The 25,084-nt window shown below is 67.5% G+C and carries 20 protein-coding genes and 2 pseudogenes; 12 read left to right on the forward strand and 10 right to left on the reverse strand.

Translation table 11 applies throughout. The features are described from left to right. Positions 1 to 2 precede the first annotated feature (2 nt). Complete coding sequence (locus tag BMX16_RS01910) at positions 3 to 416, forward strand: protein tyrosine phosphatase family protein (RefSeq protein WP_089898083.1); 414 nt, start codon at positions 3 to 5, stop codon at positions 414 to 416. A 327-nt stretch (positions 417 to 743) separates the two neighbouring features. On the opposite strand, the gene BMX16_RS01915 is transcribed toward BMX16_RS01910, so the two are convergent. The 5 genes and pseudogenes from BMX16_RS01915 to BMX16_RS01935 all read right to left on the reverse strand — a co-directional run bounded on the left by BMX16_RS01915 (position 744) and on the right by BMX16_RS01935 (position 6,914). Further along, on the reverse strand, positions 744 to 1,808 hold the full coding sequence (locus tag BMX16_RS01915; protein ID WP_177174541.1) for a FliM/FliN family flagellar motor switch protein: 1,065 nt from the start codon (positions 1,806 to 1,808) through the stop codon (positions 744 to 746). 87 nt (positions 1,809 to 1,895) lie between these two features. Continuing rightward, positions 1,896 to 4,628 carry an ATP-binding protein gene (locus BMX16_RS01920; RefSeq protein ID WP_089898087.1) on the reverse strand — a complete coding sequence of 911 codons (2,733 nt, stop codon included), beginning with the start codon at positions 4,626 to 4,628 and terminating at the stop codon, positions 1,896 to 1,898. 30 nt (positions 4,629 to 4,658) lie between these two features. Next, positions 4,659 to 5,045, reverse strand: a complete 387-nt coding sequence (locus tag BMX16_RS01925; RefSeq protein WP_245731213.1) for a hypothetical protein — start codon at positions 5,043 to 5,045, stop codon at positions 4,659 to 4,661. A gap of 106 nt (positions 5,046 to 5,151) precedes the next feature. Next, positions 5,152 to 5,511 (reverse strand): annotated as a pseudogene (locus BMX16_RS01930) (response regulator transcription factor); the annotation flags it as partial. Between the two features lie 122 nt (positions 5,512 to 5,633). Further along, positions 5,634 to 6,914 (reverse strand): XRE family transcriptional regulator, encoded by a 1,281-nt coding sequence (locus BMX16_RS01935; protein ID WP_089898090.1) that lies wholly within the window; start codon positions 6,912 to 6,914, stop codon positions 5,634 to 5,636. 262 nt (positions 6,915 to 7,176) lie between these two features. Here BMX16_RS01935 and BMX16_RS01940 point away from each other — a divergent pair, with 262 nt between their 5' ends. From BMX16_RS01940 to aat, 10 genes and pseudogenes are all read left to right on the forward strand, one after another. Beyond that, positions 7,177 to 8,535, forward strand: a complete 1,359-nt coding sequence (locus tag BMX16_RS01940) for a substrate-binding protein (protein WP_089898092.1) — start codon at positions 7,177 to 7,179, stop codon at positions 8,533 to 8,535. A gap of 117 nt (positions 8,536 to 8,652) precedes the next feature. Then, positions 8,653 to 9,684, forward strand: coding sequence for a branched-chain amino acid ABC transporter permease (locus tag BMX16_RS01945; RefSeq protein ID WP_089898094.1), 1,032 nt, complete (start codon positions 8,653 to 8,655; stop codon positions 9,682 to 9,684). A gap of 4 nt (positions 9,685 to 9,688) precedes the next feature. Continuing rightward, complete coding sequence (locus tag BMX16_RS01950) at positions 9,689 to 10,891, forward strand: branched-chain amino acid ABC transporter permease (protein ID WP_089898096.1); 1,203 nt, start codon at positions 9,689 to 9,691, stop codon at positions 10,889 to 10,891. Positions 10,892 to 10,903: 12 nt separating this feature from the next. Further along, positions 10,904 to 11,422: pseudogene (locus tag BMX16_RS01955) on the forward strand (ABC transporter ATP-binding protein); the annotation flags it as partial. 144 nt (positions 11,423 to 11,566) lie between these two features. Next, positions 11,567 to 11,662 (forward strand): ABC transporter ATP-binding protein C-terminal domain-containing protein, encoded by a 96-nt coding sequence (locus BMX16_RS18315; RefSeq protein ID WP_425433991.1) that lies wholly within the window; start codon positions 11,567 to 11,569, stop codon positions 11,660 to 11,662. Between the two features lie 39 nt (positions 11,663 to 11,701). Beyond that, positions 11,702 to 12,451, forward strand: coding sequence for an ABC transporter ATP-binding protein (locus tag BMX16_RS01960; protein WP_089898101.1), 750 nt, complete (start codon positions 11,702 to 11,704; stop codon positions 12,449 to 12,451). Positions 12,452 to 12,542: 91 nt separating this feature from the next. Next, the gene (locus BMX16_RS01965; RefSeq protein WP_089898103.1) at positions 12,543 to 12,857 is read left to right on the forward strand and encodes a hypothetical protein; all 315 of its coding nucleotides are present in this window, start codon (positions 12,543 to 12,545) and stop codon (positions 12,855 to 12,857) included. 114 nt (positions 12,858 to 12,971) lie between these two features. Continuing rightward, entirely contained in the window at positions 12,972 to 13,460 is a 489-nt protein-coding gene (gene accB, locus BMX16_RS01970) for an acetyl-CoA carboxylase biotin carboxyl carrier protein (protein ID WP_089898105.1), read from the forward strand. A 10-nt stretch (positions 13,461 to 13,470) separates the two neighbouring features. Beyond that, positions 13,471 to 14,817 (forward strand): acetyl-CoA carboxylase biotin carboxylase subunit, encoded by a 1,347-nt coding sequence (accC, locus tag BMX16_RS01975; RefSeq protein ID WP_089898107.1) that lies wholly within the window; start codon positions 13,471 to 13,473, stop codon positions 14,815 to 14,817. 3 nt (positions 14,818 to 14,820) lie between these two features. Further along, positions 14,821 to 15,459, forward strand: a complete 639-nt coding sequence (aat, locus tag BMX16_RS01980; protein ID WP_089898109.1) for a leucyl/phenylalanyl-tRNA--protein transferase — start codon at positions 14,821 to 14,823, stop codon at positions 15,457 to 15,459. Here aat and BMX16_RS01985 read toward each other — a convergent pair. From BMX16_RS01985 to BMX16_RS02005, 5 genes are all read right to left on the reverse strand, one after another. Continuing rightward, a complete protein-coding gene (locus BMX16_RS01985) occupies positions 15,426 to 15,779 on the reverse strand; it encodes a DUF2155 domain-containing protein (protein ID WP_089898111.1) in 354 nt (117 codons plus the stop codon). The genes aat and BMX16_RS01985 overlap by 34 nt on opposite strands. After that, the gene (locus tag BMX16_RS01990; RefSeq protein WP_089898114.1) at positions 15,776 to 16,159 is read right to left on the reverse strand and encodes an NADH:ubiquinone oxidoreductase subunit NDUFA12; all 384 of its coding nucleotides are present in this window, start codon (positions 16,157 to 16,159) and stop codon (positions 15,776 to 15,778) included. Before BMX16_RS01990 ends, BMX16_RS01985 begins: the two co-directional genes overlap by 4 nt. Positions 16,160 to 16,240: 81 nt before the next feature. After that, on the reverse strand, positions 16,241 to 16,621 hold the full coding sequence (locus BMX16_RS01995) for a RidA family protein (RefSeq protein WP_089898116.1): 381 nt from the start codon (positions 16,619 to 16,621) through the stop codon (positions 16,241 to 16,243). Between the two features lie 174 nt (positions 16,622 to 16,795). Next, positions 16,796 to 18,058 (reverse strand): ATP-dependent Clp protease ATP-binding subunit ClpX, encoded by a 1,263-nt coding sequence (gene clpX / locus BMX16_RS02000; RefSeq protein ID WP_089898118.1) that lies wholly within the window; start codon positions 18,056 to 18,058, stop codon positions 16,796 to 16,798. Between the two features lie 193 nt (positions 18,059 to 18,251). Next, entirely contained in the window at positions 18,252 to 18,875 is a 624-nt protein-coding gene (locus tag BMX16_RS02005; RefSeq protein WP_089898119.1) for an ATP-dependent Clp protease proteolytic subunit, read from the reverse strand. Positions 18,876 to 19,174: 299 nt separating this feature from the next. Here BMX16_RS02005 and BMX16_RS02010 point away from each other — a divergent pair, with 299 nt between their 5' ends. Beyond that, positions 19,175 to 25,030, forward strand: a complete 5,856-nt coding sequence (locus BMX16_RS02010; protein ID WP_089898121.1) for a Hint domain-containing protein — start codon at positions 19,175 to 19,177, stop codon at positions 25,028 to 25,030. Positions 25,031 to 25,084 lie beyond the last annotated feature (54 nt).

Consider the following 25,084-nt stretch of genomic DNA (forward strand, 5'->3'; position numbering starts at 1 on the left):
CCATGGATATACGCAACATCACCCCCGACTATGCCGTCAGCCCGCAGATCGACGTGGCCGACGTGCCCGCGATCAAGGCCGCAGGGTTCGACACCGTCATCTGCAACCGTCCCGACGCCGAAGTGCCCCCGGACCAGCAGGCCCCAGCCCTGCAGGCCGCGGTCGAGGCGGCGGGCATGACTTTCGTGCTGAACCCGGTGACCCATCACGGGCTGGACGACGACATGGTGACAGCCCAGAGCGAGGCCGCAGGCCATGGCAAAACGCTGGCCTACTGCGCGTCCGGCACCCGGTCCACCATCGTCTGGGCGCTGGGACAGGCGGGTCATCAACCGCCCGATGCCATCATCGCCGCAGCCTCGGTCGCGGGTTATGACATCGCAGGTCTGCGCGGCAGGCTGGGCGACGCGGACTGATCCGCGCCCGCCGGCATGGCGGCCACCGCGACCTTCGGTGCTGCGCAGCGCGGTGGGATGTGCGGTCCGCAGTCCTGTCGCGGCAGGCCGAAGTGCGGCGGCGATCGGTGCATCGCTGACCGCGCGGCTGACCAAGGTCCTGCCAGCATGGCGGGGGCCCCGCCTTTGGTCGCCGAAAAGAGTGCCGCATGCGCCAGTGGCGGTTGCCTGACACATACAGGATCATGCGGGCGACCTGCCGATCGCTCGCGTTGCGACCCGACCCGAACCGTCAACACTTGTCCCATGTCGGCAAAAGCCCGGCTGCTGGGTGCGGCCCGACCCGGTTCAGGACACGGGATCGCCGGTGCTGACCTGCAGGTCCAGTTGCACCACCGGACTGTCGGTGGCGCGGGTCCTGATCGTGCGCACCGCTGCCGGATCGCCGGACCTGCCGTGGCCGGTTGGCGCATCGGACATCTCTGTCATCGCTAGATCCACCATCGGCACCGTGTCGGCGCTGTGCTGGACCCGCACGGCGACGTGGCCCCCGATCTGGCCCAGCCGGCCCCGCGCGACGGTCCGGCCAAGGGGATCCTCCAGCCGCACCATCCCCACCGTGCACCCCTGAAGCGGCAGGATCTGTCCGATGTCCATGGCCGTCAGAACGGCGGCAGGAACGGTCATGCGGTGCAGCACCGCATCCAGCCGCGCCGGGGCGGCCAGAACGGCCGTGCGGAACCGATCGTGCCAGTCGGCGGCCCGGTCGGCGCCCCGGTCGGCCGCCCGGTCCTGACGCCCCCCCGGCACCGCCGCCGTCCCCGCCTGCGGCGGCAGGGCCAGCATCAGCTGCCCCGGCCGGTCGGCGTCGCCGCAGCTCAGCGACAGCGTGATCCGGCGATAGAACTGATCCGCCAATTCGAACCCCGCTGCGCGCGGCGTGTCGAAACGGGTGCCGAGGACGGCCCCCTGCATCCATCCATCCAGCGCGGTGCGGATTGTCGTCTCCTCCATCTCGGCCAGGATCTGGATCAGCAGGGGCTGGGCCAGCGTCCCTTCGGTGCGGGTGACGGGGCGCAGGTCCGGCGAGCCGGGCGCAATCCGGCCCGTCGTCAACATCTCGATCTGGGCGGACACCAGCCCCGCGTCGCAACCGATCAATCCGCAGACAGCACCGTCGCGCATCAGCGCCAGCAGCAGCATGTCACCGCCGCAATCGGCCAGCAGGCGATCCAGCGGCAACACCAGTTCGGCCACCTGCCCCACCGTCACGGTCAGTCCCGTCGTGGCCTGCGCCGCACGTTCCACGGCCAGCCGCACAGCCCGGGACGCCGTCAGCGGCACATCGGGCACATCGGGTGCCCTGCGCCGCGTCATCCGGCCTAGCACACCTGCACCTGTCGCCATGGTCATTCCGACGGCCCCCCATTCGCACATATCCACATGACGCCTGTCTGACGCAAAATGGTTGACGGTGTGCTTACGCCGCGGGGCCAGCCATCACGCCGACCGGGCCGACGGACCGGGATCGGCAGCCGCCATCTCATCGACGTGCGCTGGCACCGTGACACGGAAACACGCGCCCTGCGGCTGCACGACATAGGCGATGTCTCCGCCGAGACGGCCCATGATCTCGCGGCAGATGGCCAGCCCCAGCCCTGCGCCACCGGCGCGCGACGAATCGCCCAGCCGCGAGAATTTCTCAAAGATCACGGCCCGGTCCTGTGCGGCGATGCCGCGACCGTTGTCGCTGAAATCGACGCTAACCGCCCTGCCTGCATCCCTGACGCGGATCATCAGCGCAGGAGCCGCCGCATCGCAATACTTCGACGCATTGGCGATCAGGTTGATGAAGACCTGCGCCAGACGGTCGAGGTCTGTGTCCAGCCAGACCGCCTCGGCGGTCCGGTCGCGCAGGATCTGCAACCCGGCGACCCGGTCCGCACCCCGCGACACCCCCGCCGCCGCCACGGCGCGGTCCAGCAGGTCGTCCAGCCGCCCATGCTGCATGTGCAGCGTCACTTGACCGTTTTCCAGCACAGACAGATCCAGCAGGTCATCCAGCAGTCGCGTCAGACGCAGCGCCTCGGCGTTGATGATCCCCGCCATGCGCTGCGTGTCGGCGGGGCCGATCCCGCCCTCGCGCAGAATGTCGGAGAACGACCGGATCGAGGTCATCGGCGTGCGCAACTCGTGGCTGATCTGGGACAGGAACGCATCCTTCTGCACCGACAGGGCCATCAGCTTTGCATTCGCCTCGCGCAGCGCCTGCGCGGTGCGGTCCTGTTCGGCTGACTTCGCCTCGAGCTTGTTCGAGTATTCGAGGATCTGCGCCGTCTCGTCGGCGAGCGCGATCAGATCCTCGACGGTGACGGCGGCACCTTGCGTCAGTTGCGCGATCATCGCATGTGCGGTGGCCGCCCCGACAGAGCCTGCGAGTTCACGCTCCAGCCCTGCCACGAAGGCCGGTGTGACATCGGGCAGGCCATCGCTGCGCCCCTGTCGCGCCGCCTCCTGCGCAAAGATCGCCTGTGCCTGTGCCGCACCGAGGATGCGTTGCGACATGATCAGCAGATCCTCGGCGGCGACGGCGGACCTGGCCCAGGCGGGACCGCCTGCGGTGTGGTCGAAGACGTTGACGAAGGCGGCCCCCTGCAGGCGTTCTAGCGGCGCCGGGAACGACAGGACGGAACCCGCAAAGAACAAGCCGGTGTTCACCAGCAGCGACCAGAACAACCCGTGCAGCACCGGATCGACGCCCGTGATGCCGAACAGTGCCTCTGGCCGCAGCCACGACACACCGAAGGGGCCGTCCTGCATGACCGTGGCGGACATCACCGCGTCCAAGCCGAAACTGGGCAGGAACAGGCACCAGACCCAGACGCCGAACCCCGCGACCAGCCCGAGGATCGCCCCGGTGCGCGTCGCACCGCGCCAGAAGATGCCGCCCATCATCGCCGGCAGCACCTGGACCACGCCTGAAAACGACACAAGACCGATGGCCGCCAACGCCGTGCCGCCGCCCGACAGCCAGAAATAGAGGTAGCCCAGCGCCAGCACCCCACCGATCGACAACCGGCGCGCCAGCAGCACCACGCGCCGCACGTCGCCCGACATGGTGGCCCCCGGCGCGCGGCCCGCGCGCATCCAGACCGGCAGAACGATGTGATTCGACACCATCGTGGACAGGGCGATGGTCGCCACGATCACCATCGACGTGGCCGACGAGAAGCCGCCGAGGAACGACAACACCGCCAGCCCCTGCTGCCCAGACGCCAGCGGCAGGGTCAGGACGAACAGATCCGGGTTCGATCCCGGCGGCATCACCCGCAGGCCGACCACGGCGATCGGAATGACGAACAGGCTCATCAGCAGCAGATACAGGGGAAAGGCCCAGCTTGCGGTGGCCAGATGCCGTTCGTCCGCATTCTCGACCACCAGCACCTGAAACATGCGCGGCAGGCACAGGAACGCGGCACCCGAGAGGAAGATCAGCCCCGCCCAGCGGCTGCCCGACTGGGTCCAGTCGCTGATGGGCGACGTGCCGATCTCGGTCAGGATGGCGCCCACGCCGTCCGACAGGCCCCAGACGACGAAGATGCCGACGGCCAGCAGGGCGACCAGCTTGACCACCGCCTCGACCGCGATGGCGATGACGACGCCGTGGTGCCGCTCGTTCGCGTCGAGGTTGCGGGTGCCGAAGACGATGGTGAAGAGTGCGAGGCCCATCGCGATCCATACGGCGAAACGGTTGATCTCAGGCCCCGCCCAGTCGGCCCCGCCCGCAAGTGCGAAGACCTGGAACGACAGGGTGACGGACTGCAGCTGCAGGGCGATGTAGGGGGTCGCCGCCACGACCGACATGACCGTGACGATCACGCCGAGCGTGGTGGATTTGCCGTAGCGGGCCGAGATCAGGTCGGCGAGCGAGGTGATCCGCTGCGCCCGCCCGATCCGCACGAGCCGCCGCAGGATCCACCACCAGCCCACCATGACAAGGGTCGGGCCGAGGTAGATCGTCACGAACTCCAGCCCTGACCGTGCGGCGTAGCCCACGGCGCCGTAGAACGTCCAGGCGGTGCAGTAGATCGACAGCGACAGCGTATAGACGATGGGCAGGCGCAGCCAGCCGCCCTGCCCGCGCGACGCCTGCCGTTCCGCCATGAAGGCCACGACGAACAGGAACGCCACATAGGCCAGCGCCGCGACGATCAGGGCGTTGAACGACATCATCGGATCCGGGACCCGGCACCGGACCGCAGGCTAGCGCGGGGCATCCGCGTCCACCGCGACCGGCGTCAGACGGCGCGCGATCAGGGCCGCAAGCACGATCAGCAGCGCCCAGCCCGCGAACAGGAACACGACGGCGGCGGCGGTGCCGCCCGCCTCGTCCGGCTCTCGTCGCCACATCAGCGGCATCAGCCAGACGATCGCGCCCAGCACCGGCAGCATCCGCGCCGCATCCCGCAGGCGCCGCTGGCGATAGATGTCGCGCGCCAGGAACAGGCCCGGTCGCGACATGGGCGATGGGCGCACCGGCAGCGCCGACCGGCCGGCGGCGTGGTGCGTGCCGCCCCCGGCACCTGTCGCGGCGTCAGCACCAGTACCGTCACCGTTCCCGTGCACCGCCGCGTGCGTCACGTCAGGCATCCCGCACGACCCCTGCGTTGCAGGGCGGGATGGCAGGTGCCGCTGCGACGGCACCGGTGCCGGATGCGACGGTCGCCGTGGCTGCCGCACCATCGTGGCGCACGGCCAGCAGACGGCGCACCTCGGCGCAGATCGCGGCATTGGAGAACGGCTTGGTCATGAAGGCATCAGCACCCAGATCCGCCGCAAGGGCGCGGTCCTTGGCCTGCCCGCGTGCGGTCAGCATCAGCACGGGCAGGTCGGCGGTCGCGGCATCGGCACGCAGATCGCGCAGGATGTCATAGCCAGACCGGCCCGGCAGCATCACGTCGAGGACGATCATGTCGGGCCGCTGCGCGCGCACCTTGGCCATGGCCGTGGCCCCGTCCTGATGCGTGTGCACCGTGAACCCGTCGCGCGACAGAATGAAGCTGATGGCCTCGATGATGTTCGGCTCGTCCTCGATCAGCAGGACACGTCTGGCCATCGTGCAGCACTCCCCCCATCGCCCCCTAGCACCGGTGCGGCGCCGCGGTTGCGGCGCGGACCGGTGGGTGCACCGCCCCCTCCCCGGGGCGCTGCAACCTAGCGACTATCGCGGCGGATGCCTCAGGAGTCAAAGGCCTTGCTGAGCGTGACGCCAGCCGGTTCACGGCGCGCGGGACAATCGCCGCGCGGACACACGCGGCACCCGGCCCCCACAGGCACCGGCGGCACCGGACCGGGGGCCGCGTCGGGGCGCACCAGCATCACCGCCGCGATCAGCGGCGGCATGTGCGGGCCTGCGGGATGCGGGATGCTGTCGGCCACCGCATCGCACCACAGCCGCGTGCCTGCAGCCCCCGGCAACTGCACCTGCGCCGTCACGGGCCGCCCCGGCTGTCCGAGGGCGGTGAACACGGGCCACAGCGGACACAGGCCGCCCCGCACCCAGGCCACTCCCGGCAGCGGCTTTTTCAGGCGGATCGCCCCCGCCGCGTCGCAGATCAGCAGACCGAGGTCGCTGTCGGGCAGCACGGCCAGCCGCCGCATGACCTGCGACAGCGGGCGTCCCAGACGGGTCGCGACGCGCAGCGGATCGCATCCCTCGGCCCGCGCCACGGGACCGATCACGTCCAGCGGCAGCGCCAATGCGTCGGCCAGATAGGTGGCGTCGAAGGCCGCCAGCAGATCGCGCGCCGCCGGCGACACGGGCGGATCCAGCAAAGGGGTGCCGACAAAGCCGCCTTCCAGCGCGGGACGATGAAAGCCGGTGAGCGACAACACCTGTTCCATCTCGTCGGTCGGGGACAGGGCCGGCACCGGCCCCTCGGCCGGCGTGTCGAAATAGGCCGTCAGCGCGGCCGAGGTCTGGGCCAGCCGTTGCGCCTCGTCATGGATGTTGCGGTGGAACCGGGCCTGCCAATCGGCGTCCACCGGCCGGTCGCCGGTCAGGATCGCGGCGGTGGACTGGATCGCGGTGACGGCGGCGATGATGCCGTGCAGCGCCTCCGACAGCGCGGGATCGTGGGTCAGGCGGTCGGCCATCAGCCGTGTCCGCGCCTCGAGTGCGGCGGTCTGGCGGGCCTGTGCGGCGATCAGCCGGGCCCAGCCCGGATGTCGTGCGGCCAGATCGGCGGCCTGCCCAGGGTCCGCGCCCGTGTCGGGCTGGCCCACGGCGGCGGTCTGCATCTGTGCGATCAGGGCGGCGTCGGCACCGGCGGCCAGCGTCGCCGCCTCCAGCCCCAGTTCTGCGGCCAGCCGCCCCAGCAGCTTGCCGCCGATGCGGCGGCGGTCGTGTTCGATCAGGTTGAGGTAGCTGGCCGAAATGCCCGCCGCCTGCGCCAGATCGCGCTGGGCGATCCCCGCGTCCATGCGCCGCGCCCTGATCCGCGATCCGGTCCTGTCCATCGCACCTCCTCCTCGTCCCTACCCGCAGCCATACCGCATCACGCACCACCACACCAAGGCGCCCGTCCGGTACCGCAGGCGCAACCGCCGTCGATTTACAATTCCACCAGAGCAATTGTGCAGAAATTTACAAAACCGACAACCGCCGCGAAACCACCGTTATGAAAATTGCACAAGCCGCCCCATCCTGCCGCAAGCGCTGTCAAGTGCAGGTCGCGGAACGGGAGGGTTCCAAGGCCGCGAAACATGAGGGAGGGATACCATGACACGATCGCATTTCTCACGCCGTGGCGTGCTCAAGACCGGGGCCATCGCGGGTGCTGGCCTGATGCTGCCGACCTACCTGCGCGCGCAGGAGAGCGGCTTTACCAACGCGCCCACCGGCGACACCGTGACCTTCGGCTTCAACGTGCCGCAGACCGGCCCCTATGCGGAAGAGGGTCTGGACGAGCTGCGCGCACAGGAACTGGCGGTGCAACACATCAACGGCGAAGGTGACGGCGGCATGCTGTCGACCTTCAGCTCCAAGGTCCTCGACGGGACCGGCCTGCTGGGCAAGAAGGTGACCTTCGTCAGCGGCGACACGCAGACCAAGGCCGACGTCGCGCGCGCCACCGCGCAGTCGATGATCCAGAAGGACGGCTGCATCATGATCACCGGCGGGTCGTCTTCGTCCGAGGCGATCGCCGTGCAGGGCCTGTGCCAGGAGGCTGGCGTCATCTTCATGGCGGGTCTCACCCACTCCAACGACACGACCGGCAAGGACCGCAAGCGCAACGGCTTCCGCCATTTCTTCAACGCCTATCAGTCCGCTGTCGCGCTGACGCCGGTGCTGGAAAAGGTCTATGGCACCGACCGCCGCGCCTATCACCTGACCGCCGACTATACCTGGGGCTGGACGCAGCAGGAATCGATGGCCGCGTCGACCGAGGCCGTGGGCTGGGAAACCGTGCAGAACGTGCTGACGCCCGTCGGTGCCGGCGACTTCTCGTCCTACATCGCGCCTGTGCTGAACTCGGGTGCCGATATCCTCGTGCTGAACCACTACGGCGGGGACATGGTGAACTCGCTGACGCAGGCCGTGCAGTTCGGCCTGAAGGGCAAGCAGGTGAACGGCAAGGACTTCCAGATCGTCGTGCCGCTCTACTCGGAACTGATGGCCAAGGGTGCAGGCTCCAACATCGAGGGCGTCTACGGCTCGATGAACTGGAACTGGCAGCTGCAGGACGCGGCCACGCTGGCCTTCGTCAAATCCTTCGGCGAAAAGTACGGCTTCCCGCCGTCCAACGCCGCGCACACCTGCTATGTGCAGACGATGCTCTATGCGGATGCGGTCACGCGGGCCGGGTCGTTCAACCCCTGCGCCGTGGTCGAGGCGCTGGAGGATTTCGAGTTCGACGGCATGGGCAACGGGGCCACGCTGTACCGTGCGTCCGATCACCAGTGCTTCAAGGACGTGCTGGTCATGCAGGGTATCGCATCGGCGTCGGGCAACGCGAACATGGTGGGTTACGACACCCTGTCCATCGTGGAAACCACGCCGCGCGCGCAGGTCGAATATGCGGACGATCACCCGATGTTCGCCGGTGGCACGCTGGGCGAATGCGCCGTCGGCGCCTGATCTGACGACCCGGGGGGCTGGCGCACGTCGCCGGCCCCCACCCCGAAGGCCATACACCCTGCGCCACACCCCGACCCATTCCCGACAGACCGAGCCCCCGAAAGGAGCGGACCGACGATGGACGCCATCATCCTGCAAATCCTCAACGGTCTGGACAAGGGATCGGCCTATGCGCTGATCGCCCTTGGCCTGACCCTGATCTTCGGCACGCTGGGGGTCGTGAACTTTGCCCACGGCGCGCTGTTCATGATCGGCGCGTTCTGCGCCGTCACGATGCAGCGCCTGCTGACATGGAGCCATCTGGTCGTCGATCCGACCCGGACCGACTTCCTCGGCAATCCGATGCAGACCGAGGTGCCCTATCTCGCCAGTCTCGTGGGGGTCGATACGGCACAGGCGATGATCACATGGGCGGTGCCGCTGTCGATCATCCTCGTGATTCCGGTGATGCTGTTCGTCGGCTGGGCGATGGAACGCGGCCTGATCAAGCATTTCTACAAGCGGCCCCATGCGGACCAGATCCTCGTGACCTTCGGTCTGGCCATCGTGCTGGGCGAGATCATCCGCGCGGTCTATGGCGCGAACCCGATCCAGTCGCCCGCCCCCGCCATGTTCAGCGGGTCCGTCGACATCGGGACCTACCTCGGGTTTCAGCCAAATGCCGTGGTGTATCCGATCTGGCGACTGGTCTATTTCTGCTTCTCCGCCGTCATCATCGCAGCCGTCTTCGCGTTCCTGCAATTCACCACCTTCGGGATGGTGGTCCGCGCCGGCATGGCCGACCGGGAAACGGTGGGGATGCTGGGCATCGACATCGACAAGCGGTTCACGCTGATGTTCGGTCTGGCCGCCGCCGTCGCAGGCCTTGCGGGGGCCATGTATGCGCCCATCGTGTCGCCCAACTACAACATGGGCATGGATTTCCTCGTGCTCAGCTTCGTCGTGGTCGTCGTCGGCGGCATGGGGTCGCTGCCGGGGGCCGTGCTGGCCGGGTTCCTGCTGGGCATCCTGCAGGGCTTTGCATCCATGAACGAGGTCAAGGCGATCCTGCCGGGCATTGACCAGATCATCATCTACGTCGTTGCCATCATCATTCTGTTGACGCGTCCGCGGGGCCTGATGGGTCGCGCCGGCGTGATGGAGGACTGATCCCATGCTGGGTCTGACACGCAAAGACTTCACCCTGTTCGCCATCGTGGTCGTGCTCGCGCTGCTCGCTCCCGTCCTGCTGAACCCCTTCCCGGTCAACTCGGCGCTGGGGCAGACGTTCAACGCGGGCTATCCCGCGCTGATGCAGCGGTTCGCCATCTTCGGCATCCTCGTCGTGGGCTTCAACATCCTGTTCGGCCTGACCGGCTATCTGTCCTTCGGTCATGCGGCGTTCCTCGGCGTCGGGTCCTACGCCGCCGTGTGGATGTTCAAGCTGCTCAGCTTCAACATCGTGCCCGCGATCATCCTGTCGGTCGTCGTGGCCGGTCTCTTCTCGGTCGTGATCGGCTTCGTCAGCCTGCGGCGGTCGGGGATCTACTTCTCGATCCTGACCCTCGCCTTTGCGCAGATGTCCTATGCGCTGGCCTATTCGGTGCTGACGCCGCTGACCAACGGCGAGACGGGCCTGCAGGTCTATCCGTCGGATCCGCAGTATCTGGCCGCCGCCGGTGCGCCGTCGGGCCCGCATTTCTTCGGTCTGCCGATGGCGCAGGCGACGACGCTGCGGCTTGGCGACTGGGCGTTCACGTTCCAGGTTGGCTACTATCTGTGTGCGATCATGCTGATCGCGGCGTTCTATCTGTCGATCCGCATCTTCCGCTCGCCCTTCGGCATGATGCTGCGGGCCATCAAGTCGAACCAGACGCGGATGAACTACACCGGCCTGAACGCGAAACCCTACATGCTGCGCGCCTTCATCATCTCGGGCATGTATGCCGGTCTGGCCGGTGGCCTGCTGGCCGCGATGGACCCGCTGACCGGGGCGGAGCGGATGTTCTGGACCGCATCGGGCGAGATCGTGGTCATGGCGATTCTCGGCGGCGTCGGCACGCTGATCGGGCCGGTGCTGGGGTCCGGCGTGATCAAGTATCTGGAAAACATCGTCTCCAAGATCAACGAGTCGGTGCTTCACAACGCCCTCGCCTTCCTGCCGGACGGGATCGAGAACTTCTTCGTCACCGTGATCCATCCCTTTGTCGGTGAAGGCTGGCACCTGACGCTGGGCCTGTTGTTCATGGTCATCGTCATCTTCCTGCCCGGTGGTCTGGTGGAGGGCGGTCAGAGGCTGGCCGGTCTGTTCGGCCGCCGGTCCACGGCGACCACCGCCGCCGACCGCGACGCCGCCCGCCAGTCGCCTGCAGAATAAGGAACGCAAGCCATGGGAATCCTCGAAATCAAGGGCATCAACAAGCGCTTCGGCGGCTTGCAGGCGCTGGGCGACGTGAACCTGTCCATTCAGGAAAACACCGTCCACGCCATCATCGGCCCGAACGGCGCTGGCAAATCCACCCTGCTCAACGTGCTCGTGGGCAAGCTGATCCCGGACAGCGGCTCCGTCCTGTTCGACGGGCAATCGGTGCTGGGCCGCAAACCCTTTGAGATCGCGCAGATGGGCATCAGCCGCGTGTTCCAGACGCCGGAAATCTTTGCCGATCTGACGGTGCTGGAAAACGTGCAGATCCCCTGCTTTGCCAAGCGGGACGGATCGTTCCGCATGCACGCGCTGGAACCTGTCCGCCACGAGCGCGAGATCGGCCGTCAAGCCGAGGCGATGCTGGACGAGGTGAACATGCTGGGCAAGGCGGACGTCATCGCATCCAGCCTGTCGCGCGGCGACAAGCGGCGGCTGGAAATGGCGATGTGTCTGGTGCAGGAACCGCGCCTGATGCTGCTGGACGAACCCACCGCCGGCATGGCGCGGGCGGATACCGAAAACACGATCCAACTGCTCAAGGACATCCGCAAGCGGCGCGGGATCACCATGGCGATCATCGAACACGACATGCAGGTCGTGTTCAGCCTCGCCGACCGGATCACGGTCATGGCGCAGGGCACCCCGCTGGTCGAAGGCAGCCCGGACGACATTAAGGTCCATCCCAAGGTGCGCGAAGCCTACCTGGGTGAAACGCAGATCTGACGCCCCGGTGACGGGACCATTTCAAGAAGGACACAGCCGATGAACGCTCAGTTCGACCCGCGCAAGAACAATGCCGCCGTGGACCGCCCCTTTCTGCAGGTCTGGCAGATCGAGGCCTATTACGGCGAAAGCTATATCGTGCAGAACGTCAGCTTCGACATCCGCGAGGGCGAGATCCTCGCGCTGCTGGGGCGCAACGGGGCGGGCAAGACCAGCACCCTGCGCACCATCGCGCGCCTGGGCAACCCGGAGCTGAAGCACGGCGAGATCTGGCTGGATCACCAGCCGCTGCACCTGATGAAGAGCCATCAGGCGGCGGCGGCTGGCATCGCGCTGGTGCCGGAGGATCGGCGCATCATCGCGGGCCTGACGGTCGAGGAGAACCTGCAACTGGCCCAGATCGCCCCGCCCATCGGCTGGTCGCTGGAACGGATCTACGAGCTGTTCCCGAGGCTGAAAGAACGTCGCAAGCAGGAGGGCGTCACCCTGTCGGGCGGCGAACAGCAGATGCTGGCCATCGCGCGCGCGCTCGCCCGCGACATCAAGGTGCTGCTGCTCGACGAACCTTACGAAGGGCTGGCCCCGGTGATCGTGCAGGAAATCGCAAAGACCCTGAAGATCATCCGCGATCAGGGCATCACCACGGTCATCGTCGAACAGAACGCCGTGGCCGCGCTGAAACTGGCGGACCGGGCGGTGATCCTCGACACAGGATCCGTCGTGTTCAACGGATCGGCGCAAGAGGTGCTGGAGAACGAGAAGCTGCGGGCGGAATACCTGGCGATCTGACGCGGTCGGCCGCGTCTTTACGTGTTGGTAACGCGGTCGGGCGATAATCAGGACAGCGCGTTTCGAATCGTTCAGCCGTCAGGATCATGCCATGGACATCGCCATCGCCGCCGTCCCCATCGTCCGGCCGCCCTTGTCATCCTGGGTGCAGCCACCGCCACCCGCAGTCCCGCCCGCCCCAATCGGGATTGCGCGCGACGACTCACGGGCAGGTGCACAGGCGGCAGCACAGGGGGTCGCACAGACGGGGATCGGCGGTACCAGCGCCGATCAGGCCGCGGCCATCGCGCGGACACGCCTGTCGTCAGATGCGGATGGCGCAGATCCGGTGGTGCGCGTCCTGAAACCTTACGGCGTGACAATGCTGCCGCGCGGCCCCGTCGACGCCATCGATCCGCCTACCTGAGCCGATCCGGTCAGGACCGCTTTCCACCCCGTGCCCCATAGCCTATAAGCGTGCGAAATGCGCGGCCCGACGGGTCGCGCCCATGTCGCAACACGAACAACGGCCGGGATACAGATGGGCAACAAGACCTCTCAGGACAGCGATGTCAGCTTCATTCAGGCCTTGGCCGAACTGCTGCGCGCCAACGATCTGACCGAACTGCAGGTCAAGCGCGACTATGCGGAAAACGACAGCCTGAACGTGCGCGTCAGCCGCCACGTGCAGATGGCCCCCGCCCCGCAGCAGGCGCTGATCCCGGCCCCGGCGGCCCCCGCGCTGAGCGCCCTGATGCCCGCCCCCATGGCCGTGCAGAACGATCCGGCCGCCCATCCGGGTGCCGTGACCTCGCCCATGGTCGGCACCGTCTACATGGCGGCAGAGCCGGGCGCCGCCCCCTTCGCCCAGATCGGCACCGTGGTGAAGGAAGGCGATACCCTCCTCATCATCGAGGCGATGAAGACCATGAACCACATCCCCGCCCCCCGGTCGGGTACCGTGAAACGCATCCTCGTCGAGGATGGCGGTCCGGTGGAATTCGGCGCGCCCCTGATGATCATCGAATAGGGGCTGCGCCATGTTCGACAAGATCCTGATCGCCAACCGGGGCGAAATCGCCCTGCGCGTCGTCCGCGCCGCCCGCGAGATGGGCATCAAATCCGTGGCCGTCCATTCCACCGCCGACGCCGACGCGATGCATGTGCGCATGGCCGACGAGGCGGTGTGCATCGGCCCGCCGGCGTCCGCGCAATCCTATCTGAACTTCCCGTCGATCATCGCCGCGTGCGAGATCACGGGCGCGCAGGCGATCCATCCGGGCTACGGCTTTCTGTCGGAAAACGCAGCCTTCGTGCAGGTGGTCGAGGATCATTCCCTGACCTTCATCGGCCCCACCGCGGCGCATATCCGCATGATGGGCGACAAGATCACCGCCAAGGACACGATGAAGGCGCTCGGCGTGCCTTGCGTGCCCGGATCGGACGGCGGCGTGCCGACGCTGAAGGATGCGCAGCGCGTCGGCGAAGAGATCGGCTATCCGGTCATCATCAAGGCGACCGCCGGTGGCGGCGGGCGCGGCATGAAGGTAGCCCAGACCGCTGCCGACATGGAAAAGGCGTTCCATTCGGCAAGGGCCGAGGCGAAGGCCGCTTTCGGCAACGACGAAGTCTATATCGAGAAATACCTGACCACGCCCCGCCACATCGAAATCCAGGTGTTCGGCGACGGCAAGGGCAACGCGGTCCATCTGGGCGAGCGTGACTGTTCCCTGCAGCGCCGCCACCAGAAGGTCCTGGAGGAAGCCCCCGGCCCCGCGATCACGCCCGAACTGCGCGCGCGCATCGGCAAGGTCTGCGCAGATGCCGTGGCACGCATCAACTACATCGGCGCGGGCACGATCGAGTTCCTGTTCGAGAACGACGAGTTCTATTTCATCGAGATGAACACCCGCCTGCAGGTGGAACATCCGGTGACGGAGAACATCTTCGGTGTCGACCTCGTGCGCGAACAGATCCGCGTGGCTGCCGGTCTGCCCATGTCGTTCACGCAAGACGATTTGCAGATCCGCGGTCACAGCATCGAGGTGCGGATCAACGCGGAAAAGCTGCCGAACTTCTCGCCCTGCCCCGGCACCATCACTCAGTATCACGCGCCGGGCGGCCTTGGCGTGCGGATGGACAGCGCGCTCTATGACGGCTACCGCATCCCGCCTTACTACGACAGCCTGATCGGCAAGCTGATCGTGCATGGCCGCGACCGGCCAGAGGCGCTGGCGCGTCTGTCGCGCGCATTGGGCGAGTTGATCGTGGACGGCGTGGACACGACGATCCCGCTGTTCCACGCGCTGCTGGCGGAACCTGCCGTGCAGTCCGGCGACTACAACATCCACTGGCTGGAACACTGGCTTGCGTCGAACCTCGGCTAGGGCATGACGCAGGCGCTGTCGCCGGACCTGCTGCTGCACGCCTACCGTCAGGGCGTGTTTCCCATGGCCGAGACGCGCGACGCGACAGAGGTGTTCTGGGTCCAGCCCCGGATGCGCGGCGTGCTGCCGCTGGATGCCTTCCGCATCTCGCGCAGCCTGCGCAAGACATTGCGGCGCGGGCATCTGACGGCCACCACCGACACCGATTTCGCCGGTGTCGTGCGGGGCTGTGCCGCGCGGGACGAGACGTGGATCAACGCCGAAATCTTTGACGTCTATGTGGCACTGCACACCCAGGGCGATGCCCACGCGGTCGAGGTCTGGCAGGACGGCACACTTGTCGGCGGCGTCTACGGGGTCACCATCGGTGCCGCGTTCTTTGGCGAAAGCATGTTTTCCACCGTCACGGACGCGTCAAAGGTCGCACTCGCCTGCGCCGTGGCGCGGCTGCGGGCGCAAGGCTTCGTGCTGTTCGACACGCAGTTCATCACGCCGCATCTGGCCTCGCTCGGCGGGGTGGAGGTGACGCGCCGCACCTACGAGGCACGTCTGATGGAGGCCATTCACTGCAGCGCCACCTGGGGGCCGCCCGGTCCGATCCCGCTGGATCAGCTGCCGCAGGACATGACCCACACGTCGTAGCGCGGGTGATCCATTGCGTTCAGCGCGGGGGCAGAGGCGATCATCCAGCCGCTGAATACGGGCGTGGGATCGTCGCGGTCCGTCACGTCGAGCTCCGCATAGGCATCCCCTGTGGGGTTGTCGGTCGGTACGCGGCAGTCGTTCATGCGGACCTGCAGGGTGCCGACGCTGCCCGTCTCGCCAACCGCCAGGCTCAGCTCTGCCAGCTGTCCCGTCACCTTGTCCAGGACGCGGAACTCTCCGGTTCCGACCGACGTCGCCTGTTGCGCCGCGACCGCGCCCGGCAGCAGCAGCGTAGCCAATGCCAGTCTACGGATCATTCCGGCGTCCACGCCTCGTAATCGCTGCGCGCGACGGGGGCTTTGCCACGGATCGACCCCTTGGGCGCATAGGCGTCCACGGTGCCCGTCAGGTTGGGCAGGTGCGGCTGCTCCCACGGCTGGTGGACCAGCGGGGCGGTCGTGGGCGGCTCGTCCCATGTCCGGTGCAGCCAGCCATGCCATTCGGGCGCGACCTTGGACGCCTCGGCCTCGCCGTTGTAGATCACCCAGCGGCGGCTGTCGTCGGCGTTGCGGTAGAAGATGTTGCCACCCGCATCCACGCCGACCTTCTGTCCCTTGCGCCACGTCCAGAACTGGGTGGCAAAAGTCTGCCCGTCCCACCAAGTGAAACAGCGTGCAAAGGAACGAGCGAAGCCCATGGCGATCTCCGGGTTTGGTTGGCCCTGTCAGGTTGGTTCCTTCATGGCCCAAACGGGGGCAAAGGTCCAGTGGCACCGGGGTCAGGGGACGCGGGCCGTCACCTCGATCTCGATCTTCATCTCTGGCCGCTGCAGGCCCGCGATCAGCATCGTGGCCGCAGGCCGCGCGGTGGCGAAGGCGTCGGCCACGATGGGCCAGCAGGGTTCCCAATTGGCGCCGTCCGGCAGGATGTAGGTGACGCGCACCACGTGATCGAGGCCGCTGCCCGCCTGCCCCAACGCCTCCGCGATGGTGGCCAGCGCGTTGCGGCACTGGTCCGTCACGTCGTCCGGCATGGTCATCGTGGCATAGTCATAGCCCGTGGTCCCCGCGACGAAAACCCAGCCGTCCGCCACGACGGCGCGGGAATAGCCGATCTGCGCCTCGAAGGGTGATCCGGTGGTGATGCGGGTGACGGTCATGGCTCAGTCTCCGAAGCTGATGCAGGCGCCGAGCCGCGCTATGGGAGCGTAGATGATGACGGTACCCGCTGGATCCGTGCGGGATAGGTATGGAACAGGACCACCCCGACAGAAAAGGGCCGCTGCGGTGGCAGCGACCCTCTTCGGAAGCGTTGTCAGAATCCACCGCACAGCTTACGCGCTGGCCGATTCCTTCTTCTTCTTGTCGTCGTGGATCATCAGCGGGCTGGCGTCGGGGCCGACCGCTTCTTCGTTCACGACCACTTCGGTCACCGTGTCGAGCCCCGGCAGTTCGAACATCGTGTCCAGCAGGATGTCCTCCATGATGGACCGCAGGCCGCGGGCACCGGTCTTGCGGGCGATCGCGCGTTTCGCGATGGCCTTCAGCGCGTCGTCGGTGAAGGTCAGCTTGGTGTTCTCAATCTCGAACAGGCGCTGGTACTGCTTGACCAATGCGTTCTTTGGCGCGGTCAGGATGGTGATGAGCGCGTCTTCATCCAAATCGGTCAGCGTCGCGATCACCGGCAGACGACCGACGAATTCCGGGATCAGCCCGAACTTCAGCAGATCCTCCGGCTCGAGGTCGGTAAAGATCTCGCCCACGCCACGCTCGTCCGGGCCCTTGACGTTGGCACCGAACCCCATGCCGGACCCCTTGCTACGCTGGGCGATGATCTTGTCCAGACCAGCGAAGGCGCCGCCGCAGATGAACAGGATGTTCGTCGTGTCGACCTGCAGGAATTCCTGCTGCGGATGCTTGCGCCCGCCCTGCGGCGGGACGGAGGCAACGGTGCCTTCCATGATCTTCAGCAGGGCCTGCTGCACGCCTTCACCGCTCACGTCGCGGGTGATGGACGGATTGTCGGACTTGCGCGTGATCTTGTCGACCTCGTCGATATAGACGATGCCGCGCTGCGCGCGTTCCACGTTATACTCGGACGCCTGCAGCAGCTTGAGGATAATGTTCTCCACATCCTCGCCCACATATCCCGCCTCGGTCAGGGTCGTCGCGTCCGCCATCGTGAACGGCACGTCGAGGATGCGGGCCAGCGTCTGCGCCAGTAGCGTCTTGCCGCAGCCGGTGGGGCCGATCAGCATGATGTTGGACTTCGACAGCTCGATGTCGGACTTGTCGGAATTGTTCAACCGCTTGTAGTGGTTGTGCACGGCGACCGACAGCACGCGCTTGGCATGCATCTGGCCGATGACGTAATCGTCAAGCACCTTGCAGATGTCGCGCGGCGTCGGCACGCCGTCGCCGGATTTCAGCGAGGCCGTCTTCGTCTCTTCGCGGATGATGTCCATGCACAACTCGACGCATTCGTCGCAGATGAACACGGTCGGCCCTGCGATCAGCTTGCGCACCTCGTGCTGGCTCTTGCCGCAGAAGCTGCAGTAAAGCGTGTTCTTGCTGTCGCTTCCGGTGGTGCTTGCCATGGGTCGTGTCCTTTGGCCGTGGGCCGATGGGTGGGGCCGATTGGGTGGGCCCTTTGGTGTGGCGCTGTCGTGATCCGAAACACTAGGACAGCGCCGACAGGGCCACAACGCCAAAATCATGCGGGTGCGACACGATCAGGCGGGTGTGATCGTCGCACCCCGGCGGCATGCCGGGGTGCGGCGCGGGTCTGGATCAGGCCTCTTCGGGGCGTTCGCGGTTGACCACGATCTCGTCGATGTGGCCCCATTCCTTGGCTTCCTCGGGGGTCATCCACTTGTCGCGGTCCAGCGCCTTCTGCACCTTGGCCAGCGGCTGGCCGGAATGCTTGACGTAAAGCTTGTACATCCGCTCGCGCGTGGCTTCGATGTTGCGGGCGCGGATCAGGATATCCTCGGCGGTGCCCTGTGCCCCGCCGGACGGCTGGTGCACGAGGAACTCGGCGTTCGGCAGCGCATAGCGCATCCCCGGCTCGCCGCCGATCGAGATGACGGAGCCCATCGACGCGGCCAGACCGCAGACCAGCGTGGACACCTTGGGGCGCACGTATTGCATCGTGTCGTAGATGCTCATCCCCGCCACGACGGACCCGCCGGGGCTGTTGATGTACATGCTGATCTCCTTCTTCGGATTCTCCGATTCAAGGTGCAGCAGTTGGGCCACGACCAGCTGGCTCATGCCGTCGTGGATCGGGCCGTTCACGAAGATGATCCGTTCCTTCAGCAGGCGGCTGAAGATGTCATAGGCGCGTTCGCCGCGTGCGGTCTGTTCGACCACCATGGGCACGAGGTTCATGTAGGTCGCAACGGGGTCATGCATGGAAGGTGGCCTCTGGTTCTGGACGCGGGACTGCGCGCGCCCGTTCGGTTCGACCTAAGTCTATGCACCCGCAAGGGGGGCTTCAAGGGCACATGGCGGGCGCGCTGTCGCGCCCATGCCGCACCGCACGATCGCGACAGGGCCGGCTCCGGCCGGACATCGCACGCCGGATCCGACCGGCCGCGCCGCATTAAAGCCCAATCGTCGGCGTACTTACGCCGTGGGCGGCTGCAATTCACCGATCCAGATCAAACTTGCCCATCGGCCACGAACCGGCCCCGCTCAGAAAGAAACGCCCCATGCCTTTCGGTCTTCTCTTTGGCACAGGCGCGGACGGGCGACTGAACGCGAACGATGCCGCTTCGACCATCGGCAACTTCACGATGGCACAGACCCTCGGACGCGGGCGGGTCAGTTTCACATCGGGCAGCGGCAGCGGTTTTCGTGACGGCGTCTACATGCTCGGGACCGACGGCACCTTGCGGTTCGTGCCGGACGTGGCGTTTCCGACGAACATCACCGGCGCGGCGGTCACCACGGCCCCGAACGTCGGGGTCATCACCGGCACCGGCGGCAACGATGCGGCGATCAACGGCACGGCGGGGTCCGATGTCATCTATGGCGGCACCACGTCGTCAGAGACCGCGACAGGCGACGACACCATCAATGCCGGCGACGGCAACGACTACGTCTATGCCGGCAGCGGCAACGACACGATCTTCGGCGGGGCCGGCAACGACTCGATCTTTGGCGGCGATAGTGCCGATCGGATCGACGGCGGTACAGGTGACGACAGCATCGACGGCGGTGCCGGCGACGACAGCATTGACGGGGGTGCCGGCAACGACAGGTTGTTCGGTGGTGCCGGCAACGACACGGTTTCCGGCGGGGCCGACAACGATTACATCGACGGTGGCGATGGCAACGACAGTCTGCGCGGGGATGCCGGCATCGACACGCTGCTGGGCGGGGTGGGTGACGACACGCTGGACGGCGGCATCGGCGACGACCGGCTGTACGGCGGCAGCGGCGCCGACAGCATCCAGGGCGGCGACGGCAACGACATCATCGTCGGCGGCACCGCCAACGGCACCATCACGAACGGCGGCTTCAACGGCAACGCCAACGGCTGGACCGGCACGGATATCGAGTATAACTCCGAAGCCACCTATCTGACCAACGGCGCGACCAACGGTGTGGTCGAGATGGATGGCAGCGCCGGCCAGACCACGGTGATGCAGCAGAACATCACCGTGACCGAGCCGGGGATGACCACGCTCGGGTTCCGCGCAGGCATGCGCCCCGGTGCGTCGGGCACCACCTCTGGCAAGACGGGGATCGACGGCTTTCGCGTGGATGTCCTCGACGCGCAGGGCAACGTGCTGTTCACGCAGACCGTGCTGCCGCAGACCGTCGCACCGGCGTGGACCACCTACAGCTTCGACGTGGGCCTGCCTGCCAGCGGCACCTATACCCTGCGGTTTACCGAAATCGGCGACAACGACAGCTACGGCGCGCTTCTGGACGACATCACGCTGACGAACGGCGTCGACGGGGCCGACATGCTGGCGGGCGGTGCGGGCGACGACACCATCCATGGCCAGACCGGGGCCGACAGCCTGTCTGGCGATGCGGGCAACGACGTGCTGTTCGGCGGCGCCGACAACGACACCCTGTCCGGCGGGGCCGGCAACGACCAGCTCCTTGGCGGCACCGGGTCCGACCTGTTCGTGGTGACGGACAGTGACGGTACCAACACGGTCACGGGCGGCGAGGACGCGGGCAACACCGAGACGGACACGCTGTCCCTTGGCGGTGCAACCGGCGTGAACGTGACGTATTCCGGCAACGAGGCGGGTACCGCGACCTATGGCGCGACCGGTGGGCAAACCACCTTCGACCAGATCGAGCGAGTCGTCACGACCGCGCAGGCGGACACCATCGACGGGCGGCTGGCCACGGGTGGCATCGACGTCGATGCGGGCGCGGGCAACGACAGCATCACCGGCGGCAGCGGATCCGACACGATCCTTGGCGGCGCGGGCGACGACAGTATTGCAGGCGGTACTGGCGACGACATGCTGTTCGGCGGCGCGGGTGCCGACCGGATCGAGGGTGGGGCCGGCAACGACACGATCGACGGCGGCGGAGCCGACGGGGCCGCCGACGTGCTGGTCCTGCGCAACGGCTTTGGCCGCGACACCGTCACCAGCGGTGACGCACCTGTGGCCATCGGCGGCGGGCGCTATAGCTCGCTCGACACGCTCGACGTGACCAACCTGTTCGACGCGCAGGGCAACCGCGTCAACACCCGCGACGTGGTGGTCAGCACGGATGCGAACGGCAATGCGGTCCTGACCTTCCCCTCGGGCGACGCCCTTGTGGTCGTCGGTCTGTCGCCAGCGCTGGCGGCGGACGAGTTCTTCCTCAACGCGATCGGTATCCCCCTGCCCGACGGCACGGTCAGCGGCACCGCGGGCAACGACACAATCGGTGCGGGCTATGTCGACGGCGACGGTGACCGGCGGGATGGCAACGACGCGGTGCTGACCGGGGCCGCAGGCGACGACGACCTGATCCGGGCCGAGGGCGGCAACGACACGGTGTTCGCGGGCCTCGGCAACGATCAGGTCTTCGGCGGCGACGGGGCCGACATTCTGTATGGCGAGGCCGGCAACGACACCCTTCTGGGCGAGGCGGGCACGGACACGCTGTTCGGTGGCGCAGGCAACGACACTGCCAGCGGCGGCGACGGCGCCGATGTCCTGTTCGGCGAGGATGGCAACGACAGCCTGTCCGGCGACGCAGGCGCCGACACGCTGTTCGGCGGCGCGGGCAACGACACGATCGCTGGCGGCGCGGACAATGACGTGGTGCGTGGCGGCACCGGGGCCGACAGCCTCGACGGCGGCACGGGGATCGACACGCTCGACTATGCTGACAGCGCGGCGGGCGTCACCGTCAACCTCGCCACAAACACGGCCACCGGCGGCGATGCCACCGGCGACACGATCGCGAACTTCGAGAACGTGACAGGCTCGGCCAGCGCCGACACCATCACCCTGTCGAATACCGCAGGCACCGTCGTGGCGGGCGCGGGCAACGACACGGTCACGGGTGGGACAGGCAATGACAGCCTGTCCGGCGACGCAGGCGCCGACACGCTGTTCGGCGGCGCGGGCAACGACACGATCGCTGGCGGTATCGGGTCGGACACGCTGTTCGGCGGGGCTGGCAACGACACGCTGATCGGCGGCACCGGGACCGACACGCTGGTGGGGGGCACGGGGAGCGACACGCTGGATGCAGGCGCATCCGACGGCGCGGTCGATGTGGTCGTCATGCGATCCGGCGATGGCAATGACATCGTCACGGGGTTCGAGGCCCCGATCGCCGATGGCAATGGCGGCTTCGTCGGCCGCGACCAGATCGACGCCGAGGCCATGCTGGATGGGCAGGGCAACCGCGTCAACGTGCGTGACGTCGTGGTGGGCAACGACGGCAGCGGCAACGCGGTCCTGACCTTTCCGGGTGGCGAGAGTCTGACGGTCGTCGGTGTCACACCGGCGCAGGCGGCCAATCCTTTCTTCCTGAATGCGATGGGCATCCCCCTGCCCGACGGCACGGTCACCGGCACCGCCGGGGCCGACGTGATCGAGGGGGGCTATACCGACGCGGACGGCGACCGGGTGGATGCCGGCGACGCGATCCTGCCGGGCATGACCGGCGACGACGACGTGATCGCGGCGGGCGGCGGCGACGATATCGTCCGCGCGGGGGCCGGTCGCGACACGGTCTTCGGCGGGACCGGCAACGATTCGCTGGATGGTGGGGCCGGCGACGACACGCTCTATGGCGAGGCCGGTTCCGACATCCTGTCGGGCGGTGCCGGCATCGACAGCCTGTTCGGCGGCGACGGCGCGGATACGCTGTCGGGCGGCACCGGCAACGACAGCCTGTCGGGCGGCGACGGCGACGACACCTTCGTCGTGGGCCCGGGCGACGGTAACGATACGATCATCGGCGGCGAGGCCGGGCAGACGACGGGCGATACGCTCGATGCCCGCACGATCACGGCCGACACGACGCTGACCCTGACGGGGCCGGAGCAGGGCACGCTGACCGCAGGGCTCGGCGACGGCAACGCCACGAACGACACCGCGGTCAGCTTCTCCGAGATCGAACGCTTCTTCCTTGGGTCAGGCCGCGACACGGTGCTGGGTGGCGAAGGCGACGACACCGTGGACATGGGCGCCGGCGACGACGTGTTCCGCCTGTTCGACCGGTTCGGCGACGACAGCGTCACGGGCGGCAATGGCGGCGAAGTCACCGGCGACACGCTGGACGGCAGCGCCGTCACCGACGACCTGACCGTGACCCTGTCCGCACCGGGGGCCGGCACCCTGACGGACGGCAGCGACACCGTCACGTTCACCCAGATCGAGGGTGTGGTGACCGGTAGCGGCGACGACCGCGTGACGGGCAGCACCGGCAGCGACCGCATCGCGACGGGGGCCGGTGCCGATACCATCGACGGTGGTGCAGGCGACGATACCATCGATGGTGGCGCGGGCAACGACAGCATCATCGGCGGCGCGGGCAACGACAGCATCCTGGCAGGCGCGGGGGCCGACCGGATCGAGGGGGGTGCGGGCGACGACCGCATCGACCTGGGCGCCGCGGACGGCATGACCGACACGGTCGTGCTGCGCGACGGCAGCGGCGACGACGTGGTCTTTGCCTTTGCGGGGCCGGTCGCCAACCCGGACGGCAGCTTTACCCCGCAGGACCTGCTGGACGTGTCGGACCTGCGCGACGCGCAGGGGCAGCCGGTGAACGTGGCCGATGTCACCGTCACCGACGACGGCAACGGCAATGCCATGCTGGGTTTCCCCAACGGCGAAAGCATCGTTCTGAACGGGATCGACCCGGTGGCGGCGGCCGACCCGGCCTTCCTCGCGGCCCTCGGGATCCCGCCGACAGACGGCACCGTGTCGGGCACCGCAGGCGACGACCTGATCGCAGGGGGCTACGTCGATGCGGACGGCGACCGGGTGGACGGCGGCGACGCCGCCGCACCGGGCGCCGGACCCGACGACGACGTGATCGACGCCGGGGACGGCAACGACACCGTGCGGACAGGGGCGGGCAGCGACAGCGTCGCGGGCGGTGCGGGCAACGACAGCCTGTCCGGCGGCGACGGCGACGATACCCTGTCGGGTGACGCGGGCGACGACACACTGTCGGGCGAGGCCGGTGACGACGTCCTGACCGGCGGCGACGGCAACGATGTGCTGGACGGCGGCGAGGGCCGCGACACGCTGTTCGGCGGCGCGGGTGCGGACCGGCTGACCCTTGGACTGGGCGATACGGCGGACGGCGGGGCCGAGAACGACGACTTCATCCTGCCGGACTCGACCACGGGCCCGGCGGGTCGCATCGTTGTCGCCGGTGGCGACGGGTTCGACCGGCTGATCATCGACCGCAGCCAGATCGCCAGCGGTCTGCCCGACTTCAGGGCCAATCCGTCCGCCAGCGGCACGCTGACCCTGCTGAACGGCACCACGGTCGACTACACCAGCATCGAGGGGATCATCTGCTTCACCCCCGGCACGCGGATCGCCACGCCGATGGGCGCGCGCGACATCGCCACGCTGCGCGTCGGCGATCTGGTGATGACGCGCGACCACGGCCTGCAGCCGATCCGCTGGATCCAGCAACGCACCGTGCGTGCGGCGGGGCGGTTTGCCCCCATCCGTATCCGCCCGGGGGTGCTGACGGGACAGGACAGCGACCTGCTGGTATCGCCGCAGCACCGGATGCTGTTTCAGGGCTACCGGGCAGAGCTGCTTTTCGGTGAAACCGAGGTTCTGGTCGCGGCACGGCATCTGGTGGACGGCGCACAGGTCACGCGAGAGGCTGGCGGCCAAGTCACCTACATCCACATGATGTTCGACGCGCACGAGATCGTCTTTGCCGAAGGGGCCGCGACAGAAAGCTTCCATCCCGGTGCCGTCGGCCTCGACGCGATCCACGATGCGGCACGAGAGGAGCTGTTCGCGGTGTTCCCAGAGCTGCGTGCCGACCTGCAACACTACGGCGACACGGCGCGCCGCTGTTTGAGGCGACACGAGGCGGAGCTGCTGCGGGTCTGACCCGCGGCCCCCTCACCCGGACTTGCGCCCCGTTGCTCTGCGCGGCAATGGCGC

Source organism: Loktanella fryxellensis (assembly GCF_900110065.1).
GTDB classification, from domain to species: Bacteria; Pseudomonadota; Alphaproteobacteria; order Rhodobacterales; family Rhodobacteraceae; genus Loktanella; species Loktanella fryxellensis.